Raw genomic sequence first — 20,735 nt, 5'->3', positions numbered from 1 at the left:
AGGAGAGACCGGTGTCAGACGTCCGTGTGATCATCCAACGCGATTCCGAGCGGGAAGAGCACGTGGTGACGACGGGCACGACGGCCGCCGAGCTCTTCCCCGGGCAGCGCACCGTCGTCGCCGCACGGGTCGAGGGCGAGCTGCGGGACCTCGCGTACGAGCTCAGGGACGGCGAGGTCGTCGAGCCCGTCGAGATCTCCTCCGAGGACGGCCTGAACATCCTGCGGCACTCCACCGCGCACGTCATGGCCCAGGCTGTGCAGGAGCTCCACCCCGAGGCCAAACTGGGCATCGGCCCGCCGGTCAAGGACGGCTTCTACTACGACTTCGACGTCGAGAAGCCGTTCACGCCCGAGGACCTCAAGGCCATCGAGAAGAAGATGCAGGAGATCCAGAAGCGGGGACAGAAGTTCTCCCGCCGGGTGGTCTCCGACGAGGCCGCCCGCGAGGAGCTCGCCGGCGAGCCGTACAAGCTGGAGCTCATCGGCATCAAGGGTTCCGCGTCCACGGACGACGGCGCGGACGTCGAGGTGGGCGGCGGCGAGCTGACCATCTACGACAACCTCGACCCGAAGACCGGGGACCTCTGCTGGAAGGACCTCTGCCGGGGCCCGCACCTGCCCACCACCCGCTTCATCCCCGCGTTCAAGCTGATGCGGAACGCGGCGGCGTACTGGCGGGGCAGCGAGAAGAACCCGATGCTCCAGCGCATCTACGGCACCGCGTGGCCCACCAAGGACGAGCTCAAGGCGCACCTGGAGTTCCTGGAGGAGGCCGCCAAGCGCGACCACCGCCGCCTCGGCAACGAGCTCGACCTCTTCTCCTTCCCCGACGAGATCGGACCCGGTCTCGCGGTCTTCCACCCCAAGGGCGGCGTCATCCGCCGGGCCATGGAGGACTACTCGCGGCGCCGCCACGAGGAGGAGGGCTACGAGTTCGTCTACAGCCCCCACGCCACCAAGGGCAAGCTCTTCGAGAAGTCCGGCCACCTGGACTGGTACGCCGACGGCATGTACCCGCCCATGCAGCTCGACGACGGGGTGGACTACTACCTCAAGCCGATGAACTGCCCGATGCACAACCTCATCTTCGACGCGCGCGGACGTTCGTACCGTGAACTGCCGCTGCGGCTGTTCGAGTTCGGCACGGTGTACCGCTACGAGAAGTCGGGCGTGGTCCACGGCCTCACCCGCTCGCGCGGCTTCACCCAGGACGACGCGCACATCTACTGCACCCGGGAGCAGATGGCGGAGGAGCTGGACCGGACGCTGACGTTCGTCCTGAACCTCCTGCGCGACTACGGCCTGACCGACTTCTACCTGGAGCTCTCCACCAAGGATCCGGAGAAGTACGTCGGTTCCGACGAGACCTGGGACGAGGCGACCGAGACGCTGCGTCAGGTCGCTGAGAAGCAGGGGCTTCCGCTGGTTCCCGACCCGGGCGGCGCCGCGTTCTACGGTCCGAAGATCTCCGTCCAGTGCAAGGACGCCATCGGCCGCACCTGGCAGATGTCGACCGTCCAGCTCGACTTCAACCTTCCGGAGCGCTTCGACCTGGAGTACACCGGCCCGGACGGCACCAAGCAGCGCCCGGTCATGATCCACCGCGCACTGTTCGGTTCCATCGAGCGCTTCTTCGCGGTGCTCCTGGAGCACTACGCGGGCGCGTTCCCGGTCTGGCTGGCCCCGGTCCAGGCGGTCGGCATCCCGATCGGCGACACCCACATCCCGTACCTCCAGGAGTTCGCCGCGGAGGCCCGGAAGAAGGGGCTCCGGGTCGAGGTGGACGCCTCCTCGGACCGGATGCAGAAGAAGATCAGGAACCACCAGAAGGCCAAGGTCCCATTCATGATCATCGTCGGTGACGACGACATGAACGCGGGCACGGTCTCCTTCCGCCACCGCGACGGCTCGCAGGAGAACGGCATCGCCCGTGACGAGGCGATCGCCAAGCTCGCCGACGTGGTGGAGCGCCGCGCGCAGGTGTGATCCCTGCCGTCCGCGAAAGGGGCCCCCGGAGAGCTACGCGCCCTCCCGGGGCCCCTTCTCGTCCTCGCGGGTGAACACCTGGAGCAGCCACGACGAGAAGGACCCCGTCACGGCCCCCAGCAGCGCCAGCCCGCAGGCCATCAGCCCCGTCGCGACGATCCGCCCGCCGAGGGTGACCGGTACGGCATCCCCGTAGCCCACCGTCGTGAGCGTCGCGCACGCCCACCACACCGCGTCCCCGAACGTACGGATCGTGGAGTCGGGCGCCCCCCGCTCCTGGTGGTAGACCGCGAGCGAGGCGGAGAAGCCGAGGAGCAGGGTCGTGAGGCCCGCGTACGTCATGACCCGTGCGTAGAGGCTCAGCCGTGGCTGCTCCCTGCGCTTCTGGACCACCTGGTAGATCTGGACCACGCGCAGCGGGCGCAGCAGCGGCAGCAGGAGGACGACCGTGTCCAGCCGGTGGGTGCGCGGGAAGCGCCGGCCCTGGCCGCTGAGCCGGAGCCGTACACCGTAGTCCACGGCGAAGAGCAACCAGGTGGCGGCGACGAGGGCGAGGGCGATGTCGCGCCAGGGCTGGGCGCCGAGGGGGGCCAGGACGCGGACCGCGTATCCGGTGAGGAAGACCACGGACGCGACGAAGAGCGGTACCTCGGTGCGCTGCTCCCAGTCCTGCAGCCGGTCGGGGTCGGGGGCCGTGGTGCGGTCACTCATGGCGTCAGCATCGCCCTGGACCTGCGGGGTCGGCCCCGGCGACACGCGCGGCGGGAGTGACGCAATATGCTGACGGGCATGACGAGTGAGCCGGAGCAGCAGATCGGGGTGGGGACGCCCGACGCGTTCCAGCGCCTGTGGACGCCCCATCGGATGGCCTACATCCAGGGTGAGAGCAAGCCGAGCGGCCCGGGAGCCGGGGACGGCTGTCCGTTCTGCGAGATCCCGTCGAAGTCGGACGAGGACGGCCTGATCATCGCGCGAGGCGAGAAGGTCTACGCGGTGCTCAATCTGTACCCGTACAACGGCGGGCACCTGATGGTGGTGCCCTACCGGCACGTCGCCGACTACACGGAGCTCGACGGCCCGGAGACCGCGGAGCTGGCCGACTTCACCAAGCGGGCCATGGTCGCGCTGCGGGCAGCCTCCGGGGCGCACGGCTTCAACATAGGGATGAACCAGGGCGCGGAGGCCGGTGCCGGCATCGCCGCCCACCTCCACCAGCACGTGGTGCCGCGCTGGGGCGGTGACACCAACTTCATGCCGGTCGTCGGACACACGAAGGTGCTCCCGCAGTTGCTGGGGGACACCCGGACGATGCTGGCCGGGGTGTGGCCGGCCGTGCTGCCGTCGGTCTGAGCCCTTCACCGTCCCCGGTGCGGCGCTCGACGCCGCCCCGGGGCACGCCGGCTCGGGACCGGCCGAGTCGTCCGACGGAGATCACAGCTGTGGGCCCGGGGCGTCGGCCGCCCACACCGCTGCGCGGCACCTGCCGCGCGCAACCCTGCTGGCGGAAGTGCCGCGCCTGCCTCCCGGCGTGGTCACGGATGAGTTCGCGCGTGAGCTTCTGGACCTGGGCCGGACGGTTCTCGACGGACGGCACCTCTACCTGTGGTTCCTCGGGGACTGAGACAGCAGGGCTGGTTCAGGTCCGTGGACCATGGCGACGGCGACCGCGCGGTTCAGGGAGACCATCGGGTTCGGCCCGACGTGTTCCAGGATCTCGTGCAGGGCGAGTATCCGAGGCCAGTCGGTGTCCTCGGACCCGGTGCACCGGGCTGCGAGGCCGCGGCCCCGCCGCGGAGCGGGCCGGCGGGCTCAGGCGTCGTAGACGTCGGCCTTCCTCGGGGCGGGGTCCTGGACCAGGCCGCTGAGGATCATCGAGCGGTTGTCGAAGCGCTCGATGTCGGCGCCGTGCTCCTTCAGGACCCGCATCGTGGCGGAGTGGACGACGCGCAGGACCGGGGTGGCCGTCCGCATGGCGTCGTCCGCCATGAAGCGGTGGCCCCACGGCTTGGCCGCCCAGGCATGGCGCAGGCCGAAGGGCTCGGGCAGGACGATCTTGCCGCCCAGGTAGTCGAGCAGCGGCGGATACCAGGTGAAGGGGGCACGCAGGGAGAGCCTGACGACCTCGCTCGCCTTGACGACGGGGAGCGTGATCTTGCGGGTCTCCCAGAAGCGGACGGCCTTCTTCACCGTCTTGGTCGGCGCCTCCGGCTTCGTGAGGAAGAGGGAGTGCACGGGGCCCAGGGCGTGGCCGGTGACCTCGATCCGCAGGGTCTCGTGGAGCACGGTGACGGTGATCAGCATCGTGATCACCAGCTGGCCGTCCCAGAGGGTGAACTGCACGCCCAGGTAGTGGCGGTTGCCGCTGCCGAACTGCTGGTGGTTGCAGATGCGCTGTATCTCGTGGGGCTTGATCTGGAAGGTGGCGACGTCCTCGCCCTCGGGGCGGGAGACGGAGTCCGCGCCCTCGCCGACGGGGGCGACGATCCAGTGCTTGACGGACGGGGTGGGGAAGCCGCCGGTGTTCAGGGGGCCGCGTTCCAGCATCTTCAGCTGGTCGTGGATGGCCCGAACGACGTCCCAGCTGCGGAACTGGTGGATCTCCTTCGCGGGGTCCTCCGGCGTGAGCTCCTCGGCGAGCTGCCAGCTGCCCCAGCGGGTGCCCATACCCAGGATGCCCTTGGGGCCCGCGTAGAAGACGGCGTTGGACTGCTGCTCCGCGGAGAGCTTCTCCAAGCCCTGGCGCAGGGCCTCTCGGGCGGTCTCGTTGGGATTCTTGGGCACGGCCTCGGGGATCTTCGCGCTGACCCCCGTGCCGGAGAGGAGCCCGTCCCAGCGGGCGCGCAGGTCCTTGACCGAGGATTCCGCGATCCGTTTGGCGAGCAGCCAGCCGATCAGCGGGGCGATGGCGGCGGCGCGCAGGTAGAGGGCCAGGAAGCCGGTGAGCGGCATGGTGATCAGGAAGAACGCGGCGGCGCCGCCGAGCGCGACGAGCAGGACACCGCCCAGCGCCTGGAAGAACTTGTCCTTGGACTTGTTGAGGAAGTCGCGCAGCCGGAAGGCGAGGATCCACAGGACCAGTCCGGGCAGGAAGGCGAAACCGAAGACGGCGGTGACCAGGGTGAGCTTCGTGTCACGCGCCTTGCGCAGGTTGGTCGCGGACAGGCAGTGCTCGACGACGGTCTGCGGGTCGGTGCCGAAGGACTGGATGAGCGCCTTCCGGTCGCCGCCCAGCATGCGTTCCTGCACCGCGCGGGAGAACGCCTCGCCCAGATTCGGCTTGAAGTAGTCGGACTTGAACAGCTTGGAATCGCCCGGTTTCACCTCGGACTTGTGCCACTCGGAGTTGGCTTTGAGGATGTCCGTCACATCGCTGTCGCGGTACGCGGCGGAGGCGAGGGCGTTGGTCGCCACCGCCTGTCCTCCCGAACCCTGGAGCGGGATCTGCGCTCCGGGAGAGAAATCGAATCCGCTGTTGGCCACTGTCGCCCCCACTCGCCCGCACGGTCTGCTCCTGCGGCTGTTCCCAACTACCGTACGTCGCACACCTTCTGAGCTGGGCCCAACAGCGTATCGTCCGGACCGCCCGGCCGCCCGCCCATGAGGCCCGAAGCGGGCAAGAGGCGTCATATCCGGTCAGCTAGCCGACATTTGTTCTGTTTTCCGTCCCTTCGCGGATGCGTTCGGCGAGTTGCCCGGGCATCGGCTCGTGCCGGGCGTACGCCCGGTCGAACCGCCCGGTGCCGTGCGTCAGGGAGCGCAGATCGACGGTGTACCTGCCGATCTCGATCTCCGGCACCTCGGCGCGCACGAGTGTGCGCTCGTCCGCCGTCTGTTCGGTGCCGACGACGCGGCCGCGCCGCCCCGCGAGGTCGCTCATCACCGCCCCCACGAAGTCGTCGGGTACCAGCACGCCGACCTCCGCGACGGGTTCGAGGAGCTGGACGCGGGTGCCGGCCGCCGCCTCGCGCAGCGCCAGCGCGCCCGCGGTCTGAAAGGCGGCGTCGGAGGAGTCGACCGAGTGCGACTTCCCGTCGACCAGGGTGACGCGCACGTCGACGAGGGGGTGCCCGGCCGCGACACCGCGGGCAGCCTGGGCGCGTACGCCCTTCTCCACCGACGCGATGAACTGCCGCGGCACCGAGCCGCCGGCCACCTCGTCGACGAACTCCAGTCCCGCACCGGTCGGCAGCGGTTCCACCTCGATCTCACAGATCGCGTACTGCCCGTGGCCGCCCGACTGCTTGACGTGGCGGCCCCGTCCGACGGCCCGCGAGGCGAACGTCTCGCGCAGCGGTACGCGGTGGGGTTCGGCGTCGACCTGCACGCCGTAGCGGCTGCGCAGACGCTCCAGCGCGACGTCCGTGTGCGCCTCGCCCATGCACCACAGCACGACCTGGCGGGTGTCCTGGTTCTGCTCCAGACGCATCGTGGGGTCCTCGGCGACCAGACGTGCCAGACCCTGTGAGAGCTTGTCCTCGTCCGCCTTGCCGTGGGCGCGGACCGCCAGCGGGAGCAGCGGGTCGGGCATGGCCCAGGGCTCCATCATCAGCGGCTCGCCCCCACCCGAGAGGGTGTCCCCGGTCTCCGCCCCGCCGAGCTTGGAGACGCAGGCCAGGTCTCCCGCGGCACAGCTGTCCACGGGGTGCTGCTGTCCGCCGAAGGGGGCGGAGAGGGCGCCCACGCGGGCATCGCTCCCGTGGCAGACGCCTGTTCCGCCGCCGGGTACGGTCAGCCCGCGGCCGCACACGTGCACGGTGTCGTCGGGGCGCAGGGTGCCGGCGAAGACACGGACGAGCGAGACCCGCCCGACGTACGGGTCGGACGAGGTCTTCACGACCTCGGCGACGAGGGGCGCCGCCGGATCGCAGACCGGTGCGGGGCGCGGGGCGCCGTCCGGGGTGGTGACGGCGGGCAGCGTGCGTTCCCCGGGGGAGGGGAAACCCCGGGTGACCAGGTCGAGGAGTTCCACGGTTCCGATGCCCTGGCGTGCCCCGTCGGCGGCGGGCGCGGCGGTGAGCACCGGGTGGAAGGAACCACGTGCGACGGCCCGTTCCAGGTCCTCGACGAGTGCCGTGACGCCGATCTCGCCGCCTCCGAGGTAGCGGTCCATCAGGGTCTCGTCCTCGCTCTCGGCGATGATCCCCTCGATGAGCCGGTTACGGGCCTCCTGGAGCGGGCCCCGCCGGTCGCCGGCGGGCGGTGCCTCCTGCCGGGTACCCGACGAGTAGTCGAACACCCGCTGGGTGAGGAGTCCGGTGAGCCCGGTGAGCGGGGCATGTCCGTCCGGGCCCTCGGGCCCCTGCACCGGCAGATAGAGGGGGAGCACGGCGTCGGGGTCGTCGTGCCCGAAGATCCGGCCGCAGATCCGGGTCATCTCGTCGAAGGACGTACGCGCGGTGTCCAGATGTGTGACGACGATGGCACGGGGCATTCCGACGGCCGCGCACTCCTCCCACACGGCGCGGGTGGTGCCCGCCACGGCGTCGGCCTCCTGAGCGGCGGAGACGACGAAGAGGGCCGCGTCCGCCGCGCGCAGACCGGCCCTGAGTTCCCCGACGAAGTCCGCGTAGCCGGGGGTGTCCAGCAGATTGATCCTGTAGCCCTCCCATTCGACGGGGACCAGCGAGAGCTGTACGGAACGATGTCGGCGCTGTTCGATCTCGTCGTGGTCGGAGACGGTGGTGCCGTCCTCGACCCGGCCGGCCCGGTTCAGGGCCCCGGCGGTCAGCGCGAGTGCCTCGGCCAGCGTGGTCTTGCCCGAGCCGCTGTGGCCGACCAGCACCACGTTCCGTACGGAAGCGGGCCGGCCGGCCGTCGCCGCCCTGCCGGCGGCCCCGGTGTGCGCATGTGTCCTGTCGCCCATGATGCGTGCCTCCCGGTCGGCGGCGCGGTGCCGCAGGATCTGGGGAAGTGGATGCACGGGCAGGACGGGAGCCGCCGCGGCGGCTTCTGCGACGCCCGCGGTCATTCGAGCTTTTCACCCGTACCGCACGCCGTCCATCCGTCGCACACGGCGAAGCGTGACTTCCCGGAGACCCCGCGGGACGGGGTGCCCCGCCGTTGCCCGGCACGGCTCGTGACTACGATGGGCCAGCCGGTGGCCGAAGTGGCCGCACGGCGCCCACCGAACCTCGGGAAGGCCATGCTGAACAAGTACGCGCGTGCATTTTTTACGCGTGTCCTCACACCGTTCGCCGCTCTGCTGCTCCGTCTCGGGGTCAGCCCCGACGCGGTCACTCTCGTCGGTACGGCCGGAGTGATGGCAGGTGCGCTGGTCTTCTTCCCGATGGGGGAGTTCTTCTGGGGCACGATCGTGATCACGGTCTTCGTCTTCTCGGACCTCGTCGACGGCAACATGGCCCGCCAGGCGGGCATCTCCAGCCGGTGGGGCGCCTTCCTGGACTCGACGCTCGACAGGGTCGCGGACGGGGCGATCTTCGCCGGATTCGCGCTCTGGTACGCGGGCAGCGGTGACGACAACATGCTGTGCGCGGTCGCGATCTTCTGCCTGGCCAGCGGTCAGGTGGTCTCGTACACGAAGGCCAGGGGCGAGTCGATCGGCCTGCCGGTCGCCGTGAACGGACTGGTGGAGCGCGCCGAGCGGCTCGTGATCTCGCTGGTCGCGGCCGGTCTCGCGGGGCTGCACGGTTTCGGTGTACCCGGCATCCAGATCCTCCTGCCGATCGCGCTGTGGGTCGTCGCCGCCGGAAGTCTGGTGACGCTGATCCAGCGGGTGGTCACCGTGCGCAGGGAGTCGGCCGAGGCCGACGCCGCCGCGGACGCCGCCCCGGGCGGGAGCGGGTCCGCGCAGTGAGCGGCACCCGGTCCGACCTGAGGGACCGACTGACGGACGGGCTCTACGGCCTTGGCTGGGGAGCGGTCAAGAAGCTGCCCGAGCCGGCCGCGGCGGCGCTCTTCCGCACCCTGGCCGACCAGGTGTGGAAGCGGCGCGGGAAGTCCGTGCTGCGGCTGGAGTCGAACCTCGCCCGGGTGGTGCCCGACGCGGACGCCGCCCGGCTCGCCGAGCTGTCGGAGGCCGGCATGCGCTCGTACATGCGCTACTGGATGGAGTCCTTCCGCCTGCCGACCTGGAGCCCGGAACGGATCAAGGCGTCCATCGACGTCCGCGACGCGCACCGGCTCACCGAGGGGCTGGACGCGGGCCAGGGAGTCGTACTCGCGTTGCCCCACCTGGGCAACTGGGACCTGGCGGGCGCCTGGGTCACCACGGATCTGAAGGTCCCTTTCACGACGGTCGCCGAGCGGCTCAAGCCCGAAACCCTGTACGACCGGTTCGTGGCCTACCGCCAGGGTCTCGGCATGGAGGTCCTCCCGCACAGCGGCGGGGCCGCGTTCGGGACGCTGGCCCGGCGGCTGCGCGCGGGCGGCCTCGTCTGCCTGGTCGCCGACCGCGACCTGTCGGCCTCCGGCGTCGAGGTCGACTTCTTCGGGGACACCGCGCGGATGCCCGCCGGCCCGGCCCTGCTGGCCCAGCAGACCGGTGCGCTGCTGCTGCCCGTCACCCTCTGGTACGACGGCACGCCCGTGATGGGGGCGCGGGTCCATCCGCCCGTCGCCGTACCGGAGGCAGGTACGCGCGCCGAGAAGACGTCCTCCATGACACAGGCGCTGGCCGATGCCTTCGCCACCGGGATCGCCGAGCATCCGGAGGACTGGCACATGCTCCAGCGGCTCTGGATCTCCGATCTGGACCCCCAGGGGGAAGCTCCGTGAAGATCGGCATCGTCTGCCCGTACTCCTGGGACGTCCCGGGCGGGGTGCAGTTCCACATCCGCGACCTGGCCGAACACCTGATCCGCCTCGGCCACGACGTCTCGGTGCTCGCACCCGCCGACGACGAGACACCGCTCCCGCCGTACGTCGTGTCCGCGGGCCGGGCGGTGCCCGTCCCGTACAACGGCTCGGTCGCCCGGCTGAACTTCGGATTCCTGTCCGCCGCGCGCGTCCGGCGCTGGCTGAACGACGGCACGTTCGACGTCATCCACATCCACGAGCCCACCGCGCCCTCGCTGGGCCTGCTCACCTGCTGGGCCGCGCAGGGCCCGATCGTGGCCACCTTCCACACGTCCAACCCCCGCTCCAGAGCCATGATCGCGGCCTACCCGATCCTCCAGCCGGCGCTGGAGAAGATCAGCGCGCGGATCGCGGTCAGCGAGTACGCGCGGCGGACCTTGGTCGAGCACCTCGGAGGGGACGCCGTGGTCATCCCCAACGGCGTGGACGTGGACTTCTTCGCCCGGGCCGAGCCGAAGGCCGAGTGGCAGGGCGGCACAATCGGCTTCATGGGGCGCATCGACGAGCCGCGCAAGGGGCTGCCCGTCCTGATGAAGGCGCTCCCCGCGATCCTCGCCGCCCGCCCGGAGACCCGACTGCTGGTCGCGGGTCGCGGCGACGAGGAGGAGGCCGTCGCCTCGCTGCCGCAGGAGATGCGCTCGCGCGTCGAGTTCCTCGGCATGGTCAGCGACGAGGACAAGGCACGGCTGCTGCGCAGCGTCGATGTCTACGTCGCGCCGAACACGGGCGGCGAGAGCTTCGGCATCATCCTCGTGGAGGCCCTGTCGGCGGGAGCGCCCGTACTCGCCAGCGACCTGGACGCCTTCGCGCAGGTGCTCGACCAGGGGTCGGCCGGCGACCTGTTCGCCAACGAGGACGCCGACGCGCTGGCCTCGGCCGCGATCCTGCTGCTGGGCGACCCGGAGCGGCGTGCGGGGCTGCGGCAGCGGGGCAGCGCGCATGTGCGCCGCTTCGACTGGACGACCGTCGGCGCGGACGTCCTGTCGGTGTACGAGACGGTGACGGACGGGGCGGCGGCCGTCGACACCGACGAGCGCACCGGGCTCCGCGCGCGCTTCGGCCTCGCCAGGGACTGAACCGCGCAGTGGGAGCCGTGAGGCCGACACCGCCGGGATCCACCCCCTCCCGCCGACGGTAGCCTTCCGCCCGTGATCGAAATCCTCATCTGGACCGTCGTCGCGCTGTTCGCGATCGGCCTGTACCTCAGCTGGACCGCGGGCCGGCTCGACCGGCTCCACGCCCGTATCGACGCTGCCCGCGCGGCGCTGGACGCACAGCTGCTGCGCCGCGCCTCGGTCACCCAGGAACTGGCCACGTCCGGCCTCCTGGACCCTGCCGCGTCGATCGTGCTGTACGAGGCGGCGCACGCGGCGCGGCAGGCCGAGGAGGAGCAGCGCGAGGTCGCCGAGAGCGAGCTCAGCACCGCGCTGCGGGCCGTGTTCGGCGAGGCGGCGCAGGTCGAGGCGGTGAAGGAGTTCCCGGGCGGCGAGGAGGCGGCCAAGGAACTGGCCGCCGCCGTGCGCCGGGTCCCGATGGCGCGCCGTTTCCACAACGACGCGGTCCGCGCCGCCCGCGCGCTGCGCAGGCACCGGACGGTCCGGCTGTTCCGGCTCGCGGGCCACGCCCCGTTCCCGCTCGCGTTCGAGATGGACGACGCGCCGCCGGTCGCCCTGGCGGACCGCCCCGGCAGCTGAGGACTCACGGGCGCGGCACCCCGGGGGCGTACGGAAACGATCCACAGGGTGTTCATTGGCCCTTGCTGTGGACTGCTTCCGGGGCGTTTGCTCGGGGCTGCAGCATCCAGCGTCTTTCCACCCCAGTGAGGTCGATCCGTGTCCACGCTCCCCAGCACCCAGCAGTCCACCGAGACCCCGGCCACCGGCACCGCCCGCGTCAAGCGCGGGATGGCCGAGCAGCTCAAGGGCGGCGTGATCATGGACGTCGTCAATGCCGAGCAGGCGAAGATCGCCGAGGACGCGGGCGCCGTGGCCGTCATGGCCCTGGAGCGGGTGCCGGCCGACATCCGCAAGGACGGCGGCGTGGCCCGGATGTCGGACCCCAACATGATCGAGGAGATCATCGAGGCCGTCTCCATCCCCGTCATGGCCAAGTCCCGCATCGGCCACTTCGTCGAGGCCCAGGTGCTCCAGTCCCTCGGCGTGGACTACATCGACGAGTCCGAGGTCCTCACCCCGGCCGACGAGGTCAACCACAGCGACAAGTTCGCCTTCACCACCCCCTTCGTCTGCGGCGCCACCAATCTGGGTGAGGCCCTGCGCCGCATCGCCGAGGGCGCCGCGATGATCCGCTCGAAGGGCGAAGCGGGCACCGGCAACGTCGTCGAGGCCGTCCGGCACCTGCGCCAGATCAAGAACGAGATCGCCCGGCTGCGCGGCTACGACAACAACGAGCTGTACGCCGCCGCCAAGGAGCTCCGCGCCCCGTACGAGCTGGTCAAGGAGGTCTCCGAGCTCGGCCGGCTGCCTGTCGTCCTCTTCTCCGCCGGCGGCGTGGCCACCCCCGCGGACGCGGCACTGATGCGACAGCTCGGCGCCGAGGGCGTCTTCGTCGGCTCCGGCATCTTCAAGTCCGGTGACCCGGCCAAGCGTGCCGCCGCCATCGTGAAGGCCACCACCTTCTACGACGACCCGAAGATCATCGCGGACGCCTCCCGCAACCTCGGTGAGGCCATGGTCGGAATCAACTGCGACACGCTCCCCGAGGGCGAGCGCTACGCCAACCGCGGCTGGTAACCACTGATGACCGACACCCCTGTCATCGGAGTCCTGGCCCTCCAGGGCGACGTACGGGAACACCTGATCGCCCTGGCCTCGGCGGACGCCGTGGCCAGGCCGGTCCGGCGGCCCGAGGAGCTCGCCGGGGTCGACGGGCTCGTCCTGCCCGGTGGCGAGTCCACCACCATGTCGAAGCTGGCGGTCCTCTTCGGCATGCTGGAACCGCTGCGCGAGCGGGTCGCCGCCGGGATGCCGGTCTACGGCACCTGCGCCGGCATGATCCTGCTCGCCGACAAGATCCTCGATCCGCGCTCCGGCCAGGAGACGGTCGGAGGCATCGACATGATCGTGCGCCGTAACGCTTTCGGGCGGCAGAACGAGTCCTTCGAGGCCGCCGTCGAGTTCGACGGCGTGCCCGGCGGACCCGTGGACGGCGTCTTCATCAGGGCGCCCTGGGTCGAGTCGGTCGGCGCCCGCGCGGAGGTCCTCGCGGTGCACGGCGGGCACATCGTGGCCGTACGCCAGGGAAACGCCATGGCCACGTCGTTCCACCCGGAGCTGACGGGCGACCACCGTGTGCACGCGCTCTTCACCGACATGGTGCGCGCCGTGGGCTGATCCGATCCCGGTAGGATCTCTCGGGTTCGGATCGATTTTGGTGACGCGAAGGAGAAGGCAGATGTCCGGCCACTCTAAATGGGCTACGACGAAGCACAAGAAGGCCGTGATCGACGCCAAGCGCGGCAAGCTCTTCGCGAAGATGATCAAGAACATCGAGGTGGCGGCCCGCACGGGCGGCGCCGACGTGTCGGGTAACCCGACCCTCTTCGACGCCATCCAGAAGGCCAAGAAGAGCTCGGTACCGAACAAGAACATCGACTCGGCGGTCAAGCGCGGTGCCGGTCTCGAGGCCGGTGGCGCCGACTACGAGACGATCATGTACGAGGGCTACGGCCCGAACGGCGTCGCGGTGCTCATCGAGTGCCTCACCGACAACCGCAACCGTGCCGCGTCCGACGTCCGGGTCGCCATGACCCGCAACGGCGGCTCGATGGCCGACCCGGGCTCGGTGTCGTACCTGTTCAACCGCAAGGGCGTCGTGATCGTCCCCAAGGGCGAACTGTCCGAGGACGACGTGCTCGGCGCCGTGCTCGACGCGGGTGCCGAGGAGGTCAACGACCTCGGCGACACCTTCGAGGTGCTCAGCGAGGCCACCGACATGGTGGCGGTCCGCACCGCGCTCCAGGACGCCGGCATCGACTACGACTCGGCCGAGGCCAACTTCGTCCCGACCATGCAGGTCGAGCTCGAGGAGGAGGGCGCGCGCAAGATCTTCAAGCTGATCGACGCGCTGGAGGACAGCGACGACGTGCAGAACGTCTTCGCCAACTTCGACGTCTCCGACGAGGTCATGGAGAAGGTCGACGCCTGAGGCGGCACGACCGCGACGGGCCGACGGGACACACCCCCGTCGGCCCGTCGCATTGTCAGCGGCAGCCGATAGCCTGCGGGAACAGATGACCGAGCGGCGGAGGGGGCCCGTACATGCGGGTGTTGGGTGTGGACCCGGGGCTGACCCGGTGCGGCGTCGGAGTCGTCGAGGGAGTCGCCGGCCGGCCGCTCACCATGGTCGGCGTCGGCGTCGTGCGGACCCCGCCCGACGTGGATCTCGGTCACCGGCTCGTCGCCATCGAGCAGGGCATCGAGCGGTGGCTCGACGAGCACAGGCCCGAATTCGTCGCCGTGGAGCGGGTGTTCAGTCAGCACAACGTCCGCACGGTGATGGGCACCGCGCAGGCCAGCGCGGTTGCCATGCTCTGCGCGTCCCGCCGCGGAATTCCCGTCGCCCTGCACACCCCCAGCGAGGTCAAGGCCGCCGTCACCGGATCGGGACGCGCCGACAAGGCCCAGGTCGGCGCCATGGTGACCCGGCTGCTGCGCCTCGACGCGCCGCCGAAGCCCGCCGACGCCGCCGACGCCCTGGCCCTCGCCATCTGCCACATCTGGCGCGCGCCCGCGCAGAACCGACTGCAGCAGGCCGTCGCCGCCCACCGCACGCTGAAAGGCCGCACCGCATGATCGCCTTCGTCACCGGCCCGGTGGCCGCCCTCGCCCCGGCCACGGCCGTGATCGAGGTCGGCGGCATCGGCATGGCCGTCCAGTGCACCCCCGGCACGCTCGCCGGCCTGCGGATCGGCAAGGAGGCCAGGCTGGCCACCTCCCTGGTCGTCCGTGAGGACTCGCTCACCCTCTACGGCTTCGCCGACGACGACGAGCGGCAGGTCTTCGAGCTGCTCCAGACCGCCAGCGGCGTGGGCCCCCGGCTCGCCCAGGCGATGCTCGCCACCCACAGCCCCGACGCCCTGCGCATCGCCGTGGCCACAGGGGACGAGAAGGCGCTCACCGCCGTGTCCGGGATCGGCAAGAAGGGCGCACAGAAGCTCCTCCTCGAGCTCAAGGACCGGCTCGGCGAACCGGTCGGCGCGCACATCGGGCAGCAGGGCATCGGCGCCCCCGTCAGCAGCTCCTGGCGCGACCAGCTGCAGGCCGCATTGATCGGCCTCGGCTACGCCACCCGCGAGGCCGACGAGGCGGTGACCGCCGTGGCACCGCAGGCCGAGGCCGCGATCGCCGAGGGCGGCCACGCCCCCGTGCCCCAGCTGCTGCGTGCCGCCCTGCAGACCCTCAACCGCGCACGCTGACCCCGGGGGCCACGCGCCCCGCACGCCGGCCGGAACACCGCACGGACCGGCACCGAAACACCCGAGGCGGGACTGACGAGATGAACTGGGACGAGACCGGGCCCGACACCGGCGACCTTGACGACGAGCGACTGGACGACCGCCTGGTCGACGCCGGGGCGGACGGCGAGGACACCGCGGTCGAGGCCGCGCTGCGCCCGAAGGACCTCCACGAGTTCGTCGGCCAGGAGAAGGTGCGCGAACAGCTCGACCTGGTCCTCAAGGCCGCCCGCGCCCGCGGTGCCACCGCCGACCACGTCCTGCTCTCCGGCGCCCCCGGCCTGGGCAAGACCACCCTCTCCATGATCATCGCGGCTGAGATGGAGGCCCCGATCCGGATCACCTCCGGCCCCGCGATCCAGCACGCCGGAGACCTCGCCGCGATCCTCTCCTCCCTCCAGGAGGGTGAGGTCCTCTTCCTCGACGAGATCCACCGCATGTCGCGTCCCGCCGAGGAGATGCTCTACATGGCGATGGAGGACTTCCGGGTCGACGTCATCGTGGGCAAGGGCCCCGGCGCCACCGCCATCCCGCTGGAACTTCCGCCGTTCACCCTCGTAGGCGCCACCACCCGCGCAGGGCTGCTGCCGCCCCCGCTGCGCGACCGCTTCGGCTTCACCGGCCACATGGAGTTCTACGCCCCCACCGAGCTGGAGCGGGTCATCCACCGCTCCGCCGGCCTGCTCGACGTCGCCATAGACACGGCGGGTGCCGCCGAGATCGCCGGCCGCTCCCGCGGCACGCCCCGTATCGCCAACCGCCTGCTGCGCCGCGTCCGGGACTACGCCCAGGTCAAGGCGGAAGGGCGGATCGACCGGGACATCGCCGCCGCCGCCCTGCGGGTGTACGAGGTCGACGCCCGCGGTCTCGACAGGCTGGACCGCGCGGTGCTCGGCGCCTTGCTGAAGCTCTTCGGCGGAGGTCCCGTCGGGCTCTCCACCCTCGCGGTGGCCGTGGGGGAGGAGCGCGAGACGGTCGAGGAGGTCGCCGAGCCCTTCCTCGTGAGGGAGGGACTGCTCGCGAGGACCCCGCGGGGCAGGGTCGCCACCCCCGCGGCGTGGGCGCATCTCGGACTCGTGCCTCCGCAGCACGGCGCAAAGGGACAACAAGGCCTGTTCGGGGCGTGACACCGGACAGGTTGGCCAGCAGGGGAACCACGGTGCCATGCTGGACGTTGTTCCAATGATGCGGACTCGCTTAGACTCCGCCGATGCCGCCCGTAACGGGTCGGTGTACCCACCCCCGTAGACCAGGCCGCGCGAACACCAGCGTGGTCGTGCGAAGGAAGTTCCGTCCCGTGAGTCTCGTGACCCTCCTCCCCTTCATCGTGCTCATCGGGGCCATGTTCCTGATGACCCGGTCCGCCAAGAAGAAGCAGCAGGCGGCTGCGCAGATGCGCAACGACATGCAGCCCGGCACCGGCGTCCGGACGATCGGAGGCATGTACGCCACCGTCAAGGAGATCCAGGAAGACACGGTTCTCCTCGAGGTCGCGCCCGGCGTCCACGCCGTCTACGCGAAGAACTCCATCGGCGCCGTGCTCGACGACGCGGAGTACAACCGCATCGTTCACGGCGACGACGAGCTGGAGACCGAGGGCACGGTCGTGCCCGACGACGCCTCCTCGCTGACCGCCGGCGAGTCCGCGGACGACGACGTCGCGAAGATCGACCTGGGCAAGAAGCCCGAGGACGAGTCCGTGGCGAAGGACACCGAGGCCAAGGGCGCCGAGGCCAAGGACGCCAAGGCCGACGGCGAGGGCGACGCGAAGTAGTTCCACGACCCAGAGACGCCGGACACCCACGGGTGTCCGGCGTCTCACGGGCCGTGCGGTCTTCTGCGGGGGCGGGTCCCCACAACACTTCGTGGCCGCTCGGGCGCGTACCCGGCGCGGGGCGGTTGGACAGGGAGAAACGAAAAGGTGGCAGCACCGAAGAAAGGCCGGGGCTCAACCGGTGGACAGGGCAGGCCGGGCCGTGCCCTGGCTCTGATCCTCATCGCCATGGTCGCCCTGACCGGTGGGATGTTCCTGTCCGGGCACACCACGCCCCGGCTCGGGATCGACCTCGCCGGCGGTACGTCGATCACGCTCAAGGCGAAGAGCCAGCCCGGCAAGCCTGACGCGATCAACGAGACCAACATGAACACCGCGGTCAGCATCATCGAACGCCGTGTCAATGGTCTGGGCGTCTCCGAGGCCGAGGTTCAGACCCAGGGCGCATCGAACATCATCGTCAACATCCCCAAGGGGACGAACTCGAAGCAGGCCCGGGAGCAGGTCGGCACGACCGCCCAGCTCTACTTCCGGCCCGTGCTCACGGTCACCGGCGGCGAACCGACCCCCAAGGGTTCGGCGAGTCCGTCCGCGAGCGGTTCCGGAAAGGCGAGCGCCACGCCCAGTGCGAAGGCGACCGACCCGGAAACCGCCTCCGACCCGAAGTCGACGCCCTCGGCCGACGCCACCACGCAGGGCCGCGCCGTCACCGACGGCCTGAAGCAGGACGAGACGCCGACCCCCTCCGCCAGCACCCCGGGTGCCGCGGACTCGTCGGACGCCCCCGCGGCGACGGGGACGCCCGACCCCGCCACCGCCGCGCTCGAGAAGAAGTTCACCGCGCTGGACTGCACCGACCCCGCCGCCCGCGCCAAGGCCGGCGACGGCGTCAAGCCGGAGCAGCCCACGGTCGCGTGCAGCTCCGAGGGTGACGCCAAGTACCTCCTCGGCCCGGCCGAGGTCTCCGGTACGGACGTCGACGACGCGAAGGCCCAGTTCGACCAGCAGCGCGGCATCTGGCTCGTCTCCATGGAGTTCACCGACAAGGGCTCCAAGAAGTTCCAGACGATCACGAAGAAGCTGTCGTCGCAGCAGTCCCCGCAGAACCAGTTCGCGATCTCCCTCGACGGTGAGGTCGTCTCCGCACCCCAGGTGAACGAGACCCTCAGCGGCAGCGCCGAGATCTCGGGCAGCTTCACCCAGCAGTCGGCCGAGGACCTCGCCAACGTCCTCTCCTACGGTGCGCTGCCGCTGTCCTTCAGCGAGGACACCGTCACCACCGTCACCGCGGCACTCGGCGGCGAGCAGCTGGAGGCCGGGCTCATCGCCGGCGCCATCGGCCTCGCCCTGGTCGTCATCTACCTGGTGGCCTACTACCGCGGCCTGGCGCTCATCGCGCTTCTCAGCCTCCTGGCCTCCGGTGTCCTCACCTACACGATCATGGCCCTGCTCGGCCCGGCCATCGGCTTCGCGCTGAACCTCCCGGCCGTCTGTGGAGCCATCGTCGCGATCGGTATCACGGCGGACTCGTTCATCGTCTACTTCGAACGCATCCGGGACGAGATCCGCGAGGGCCGCACGCTCCGTCCGGCCGTCGAGCGTGCGTGGCCCAGGGCCCGCCGCACCATCCTCGTCTCCGACTTCGTCTCGTTCCTCGCCGCGGCCGTGCTCTTCCTCGTCACCGTCGGCAAGGTCCAGGGCTTCGCCTTCACGCTGGGCCTCACGACCCTGCTCGACGTCGTCGTGGTGTTCCTCTTCACCAAGCCCGTCATGACGCTGATGGCCCGCACGAAGTTCTTCGGCAGCGGTCACCCGTGGTCCGGCCTGGACCCGAAGCGTCTCGGCGCCAAGCCGCCGCTGCGCCGCTCCCGCCGCGTCACCGCCCGTACCGACCACCCGAAGGAGGCGTGAGATGTCGCGACTCGGCAATCTCGGCGCCCGGCTCTACCGTGGCGAGGTCGGTTACGACTTCATCGGCAACCGCAAGATCTGGTACGGCGTCTCGATCCTGATCACCATCACGGCCATCGTCGGCCTGGCGGTCAGCAGCCTGAACATGGGCATCGAGTTCAAGGGCGGTGCCGTCTTCACGACGGACACCAAGGCCAAGGTGTCCGTCTCCCAGGCCCACGAGGACGCGGTCGCGGCCTCCGGTCACGAGGCGATCGTCCAGGAGCTCGGCAACGGCGGGCTCCGGATCCAGATCACCGAGGTCGACACCCAGAAGGCCGACCAGATCAAGGCCCAGCTCTCCGAGGACCTCGGCATCCCCGAGGCGAAGATCAACGCGGACCTCGTCGGCCCCAGCTGGGGTGAGCAGATCGCCAACAAGGCGTGGGCCGGCCTCGGCATCTTCATGGTCCTCGTGGTGGTCTACCTGGCCATCGCCTTCGAGTGGCGGATGGCCATCGCGGCGCTCGTCGCGCTGATCCACGACATCACCATCACCGTCGGTGTCTACGCCCTCGTCGGTTTCGAGGTCACGCCCGGCACGGTGATCGGTCTGCTGACCATCCTCGGTTACTCCCTCTACGACACGGTCGTCGTCTTCGACAGCCTCAAGGAGGGCACGGCCGGGATCACCAAGCAGACCCGCTGGACCTACAGCGAGATCGCCAACCGGTCCATCAACGGCACGCTGGTGCGTTCCATCAACACCACCGTCGTCGCCCTGCTCCCGGTCGCCGGTCTGCTGTTCATCGGTGGCGGTGTCCTCGGCGCCGGCATGCTGAACGACATCTCGCTGTCGCTCTTCGTCGGCCTCGCCGCCGGCGCGTACTCCTCGATCTTCATCGCCACCCCGCTGGTCGCAGACCTCAAGGAGCGCGAGCCGCAGATAAAGGCACTGAAGAAGCGGATCCTCGCCAAGCGTGCCGCCGCGGCGGCCAAGGGTGAGTCCGCCGAGGACGAGCAGGACGGCCAGGACGGCGCGTACGACGAGGACACCGAGCACGCCGGGGCCGTCGTCGGACAGCGCCGGCAGACCGGAGGCCACGGTCGGACTCCGAGGAACCGCCGATGACCAGCGCGAGCATCACCGACTCCACCCGGGAGCTCCTGCTCAGCCGGATCCGTGACGTGCCGGACTACCCGAAGCCCGGGGTGCTGTTCAAGGACATCACCCCGCTGCTCGCGGACCCGGTCGCCTTCACCGCGCTCACCGACTTTCTCGCGGAGCTGTGCGTACGGCACGGGGCCACGAAGATCGTCGGCCTCGAGGCGCGCGGCTTCATCCTGGCCGCGCCGGTCGCGGTCCGGGCCGGGCTCGGTTTCGTACCCGTGCGCAAGGCGGGAAAGCTGCCCGGCGCCACGCTGGGGCAGGCGTACGAGCTGGAGTACGGAACGGCGGAGATCGAGATCCACGCCGAGGACCTGTCGGACGGCGACCGCGTCATGGTCATCGACGACGTCCTGGCCACCGGCGGCACCGCCGAGGCGTCGCTGGAGCTCATCCGGCGGGCGGGTGCGCAGGTCGCGGGGGTGTCGGTCCTCATGGAGCTCGGCTTCCTCTCCGGCCGCGCCCGACTGGAGGCAGGGCTTGGGAACGCCCCGCTGGAGGCTCTGATCACTCTCTGACCTGCACAGCGCGGCCGTAGCGCGCGTAGGGACGTACAGGACGGGTACCCGGGAACATCCGGGTACCCGTCCCGCGTTGTGAGGGGTTCCGCACTCCCCGGGCGAG

General features: G+C 70.5%; 19 protein-coding genes. 16 read left to right on the top strand and 3 right to left on the bottom strand.

What is annotated here, in order from left to right; genetic code table 11:
* The first annotated feature begins 11 nt into the window (after positions 1-11).
* The gene (thrS, locus tag ABZ441_RS06415; RefSeq protein WP_358969041.1) at positions 12-1,988 is read left to right on the top strand and encodes a threonine--tRNA ligase; all 1,977 of its coding nucleotides are present in this window, start codon (positions 12-14) and stop codon (positions 1,986-1,988) included.
* A 33-nt stretch (positions 1,989-2,021) separates the two neighbouring features.
* On the opposite strand, the gene ABZ441_RS06410 is transcribed toward thrS, so the two are convergent.
* Positions 2,022-2,699 carry a potassium channel family protein gene (locus ABZ441_RS06410; RefSeq protein ID WP_358969039.1) on the bottom strand — a complete coding sequence of 226 codons (678 nt, stop codon included), beginning with the start codon at positions 2,697-2,699 and terminating at the stop codon, positions 2,022-2,024.
* Between the two features lie 66 nt (positions 2,700-2,765).
* Here ABZ441_RS06410 and ABZ441_RS06405 point away from each other — a divergent pair, with 66 nt between their 5' ends.
* Positions 2,766-3,338: an HIT domain-containing protein gene (locus ABZ441_RS06405; RefSeq protein ID WP_358969037.1), complete on the top strand. Its 573-nt coding sequence runs from the start codon at positions 2,766-2,768 to the stop codon at positions 3,336-3,338.
* A 459-nt stretch (positions 3,339-3,797) separates the two neighbouring features.
* Here the strand turns inward: ABZ441_RS06405 and ABZ441_RS06400 are convergent, their stop codons facing one another.
* Positions 3,798-5,468, bottom strand: coding sequence for a hypothetical protein (locus ABZ441_RS06400; protein WP_358969227.1), 1,671 nt, complete (start codon positions 5,466-5,468; stop codon positions 3,798-3,800).
* A gap of 157 nt (positions 5,469-5,625) precedes the next feature.
* Entirely contained in the window at positions 5,626-7,851 is a 2,226-nt protein-coding gene (locus ABZ441_RS06395) for an elongation factor G-like protein EF-G2 (RefSeq protein WP_358969225.1), read from the bottom strand.
* A 279-nt stretch (positions 7,852-8,130) separates the two neighbouring features.
* On the opposite strand from ABZ441_RS06395, the gene pgsA reads away from it, so the two are divergent.
* From pgsA to ABZ441_RS06325, 14 genes are all read left to right on the top strand, one after another.
* Entirely contained in the window at positions 8,131-8,802 is a 672-nt protein-coding gene (gene pgsA / locus ABZ441_RS06390) for a phosphatidylinositol phosphate synthase (RefSeq protein WP_358969223.1), read from the top strand.
* Positions 8,799-9,722 (top strand): phosphatidylinositol mannoside acyltransferase, encoded by a 924-nt coding sequence (locus ABZ441_RS06385; protein ID WP_358969035.1) that lies wholly within the window; start codon positions 8,799-8,801, stop codon positions 9,720-9,722. The genes pgsA and ABZ441_RS06385 overlap by 4 nt, the downstream gene beginning before the upstream one ends.
* Positions 9,719-10,879, top strand: a complete 1,161-nt coding sequence (locus ABZ441_RS06380) for a glycosyltransferase family 4 protein (RefSeq protein WP_358969032.1) — start codon at positions 9,719-9,721, stop codon at positions 10,877-10,879. Before ABZ441_RS06385 ends, ABZ441_RS06380 begins: the two co-directional genes overlap by 4 nt.
* Before the next feature lie 72 nt (positions 10,880-10,951).
* Complete coding sequence (locus ABZ441_RS06375; RefSeq protein WP_358969030.1) at positions 10,952-11,497, top strand: hypothetical protein; 546 nt, start codon at positions 10,952-10,954, stop codon at positions 11,495-11,497.
* Between the two features lie 138 nt (positions 11,498-11,635).
* Entirely contained in the window at positions 11,636-12,556 is a 921-nt protein-coding gene (gene pdxS / locus ABZ441_RS06370; RefSeq protein WP_358969028.1) for a pyridoxal 5'-phosphate synthase lyase subunit PdxS, read from the top strand.
* Between the two features lie 6 nt (positions 12,557-12,562).
* Entirely contained in the window at positions 12,563-13,156 is a 594-nt protein-coding gene (gene pdxT, locus ABZ441_RS06365; protein ID WP_358969026.1) for a pyridoxal 5'-phosphate synthase glutaminase subunit PdxT, read from the top strand.
* A 61-nt stretch (positions 13,157-13,217) separates the two neighbouring features.
* Positions 13,218-13,970 (top strand): YebC/PmpR family DNA-binding transcriptional regulator, encoded by a 753-nt coding sequence (locus ABZ441_RS06360; protein WP_031097698.1) that lies wholly within the window; start codon positions 13,218-13,220, stop codon positions 13,968-13,970.
* A gap of 113 nt (positions 13,971-14,083) precedes the next feature.
* Positions 14,084-14,617, top strand: coding sequence for a crossover junction endodeoxyribonuclease RuvC (gene ruvC, locus ABZ441_RS06355; protein ID WP_358969024.1), 534 nt, complete (start codon positions 14,084-14,086; stop codon positions 14,615-14,617).
* Positions 14,614-15,240, top strand: coding sequence for a Holliday junction branch migration protein RuvA (ruvA, locus tag ABZ441_RS06350; protein WP_358969022.1), 627 nt, complete (start codon positions 14,614-14,616; stop codon positions 15,238-15,240). Before ruvC ends, ruvA begins: the two co-directional genes overlap by 4 nt.
* Positions 15,241-15,320: 80 nt before the next feature.
* Positions 15,321-16,406 (top strand): Holliday junction branch migration DNA helicase RuvB, encoded by a 1,086-nt coding sequence (gene ruvB / locus ABZ441_RS06345; protein WP_205021924.1) that lies wholly within the window; start codon positions 15,321-15,323, stop codon positions 16,404-16,406.
* A 170-nt stretch (positions 16,407-16,576) separates the two neighbouring features.
* Positions 16,577-17,053 carry a preprotein translocase subunit YajC gene (gene yajC, locus ABZ441_RS06340; protein ID WP_358969020.1) on the top strand — a complete coding sequence of 159 codons (477 nt, stop codon included), beginning with the start codon at positions 16,577-16,579 and terminating at the stop codon, positions 17,051-17,053.
* A 147-nt stretch (positions 17,054-17,200) separates the two neighbouring features.
* Entirely contained in the window at positions 17,201-18,964 is a 1,764-nt protein-coding gene (gene secD, locus ABZ441_RS06335; RefSeq protein ID WP_358969018.1) for a protein translocase subunit SecD, read from the top strand.
* A gap of 1 nt (position 18,965) precedes the next feature.
* Positions 18,966-20,075 (top strand): protein translocase subunit SecF, encoded by a 1,110-nt coding sequence (secF, locus tag ABZ441_RS06330; protein ID WP_358969016.1) that lies wholly within the window; start codon positions 18,966-18,968, stop codon positions 20,073-20,075.
* On the top strand, positions 20,072-20,629 hold the full coding sequence (locus ABZ441_RS06325; protein ID WP_358969014.1) for an adenine phosphoribosyltransferase: 558 nt from the start codon (positions 20,072-20,074) through the stop codon (positions 20,627-20,629). The genes secF and ABZ441_RS06325 overlap by 4 nt, the downstream gene beginning before the upstream one ends.
* Positions 20,630-20,735: the final 106 nt, after the last annotated feature.

The organism is Streptomyces sp. NPDC005752, assembly GCF_040630715.1.
In the GTDB taxonomy this organism is placed as follows: domain Bacteria; phylum Actinomycetota; class Actinomycetes; order Streptomycetales; family Streptomycetaceae; genus Streptomyces.
The sequence above is the reverse complement of the archived record's forward strand: the minus strand, read 5'-3'. Positions and strand labels throughout refer to the sequence as shown.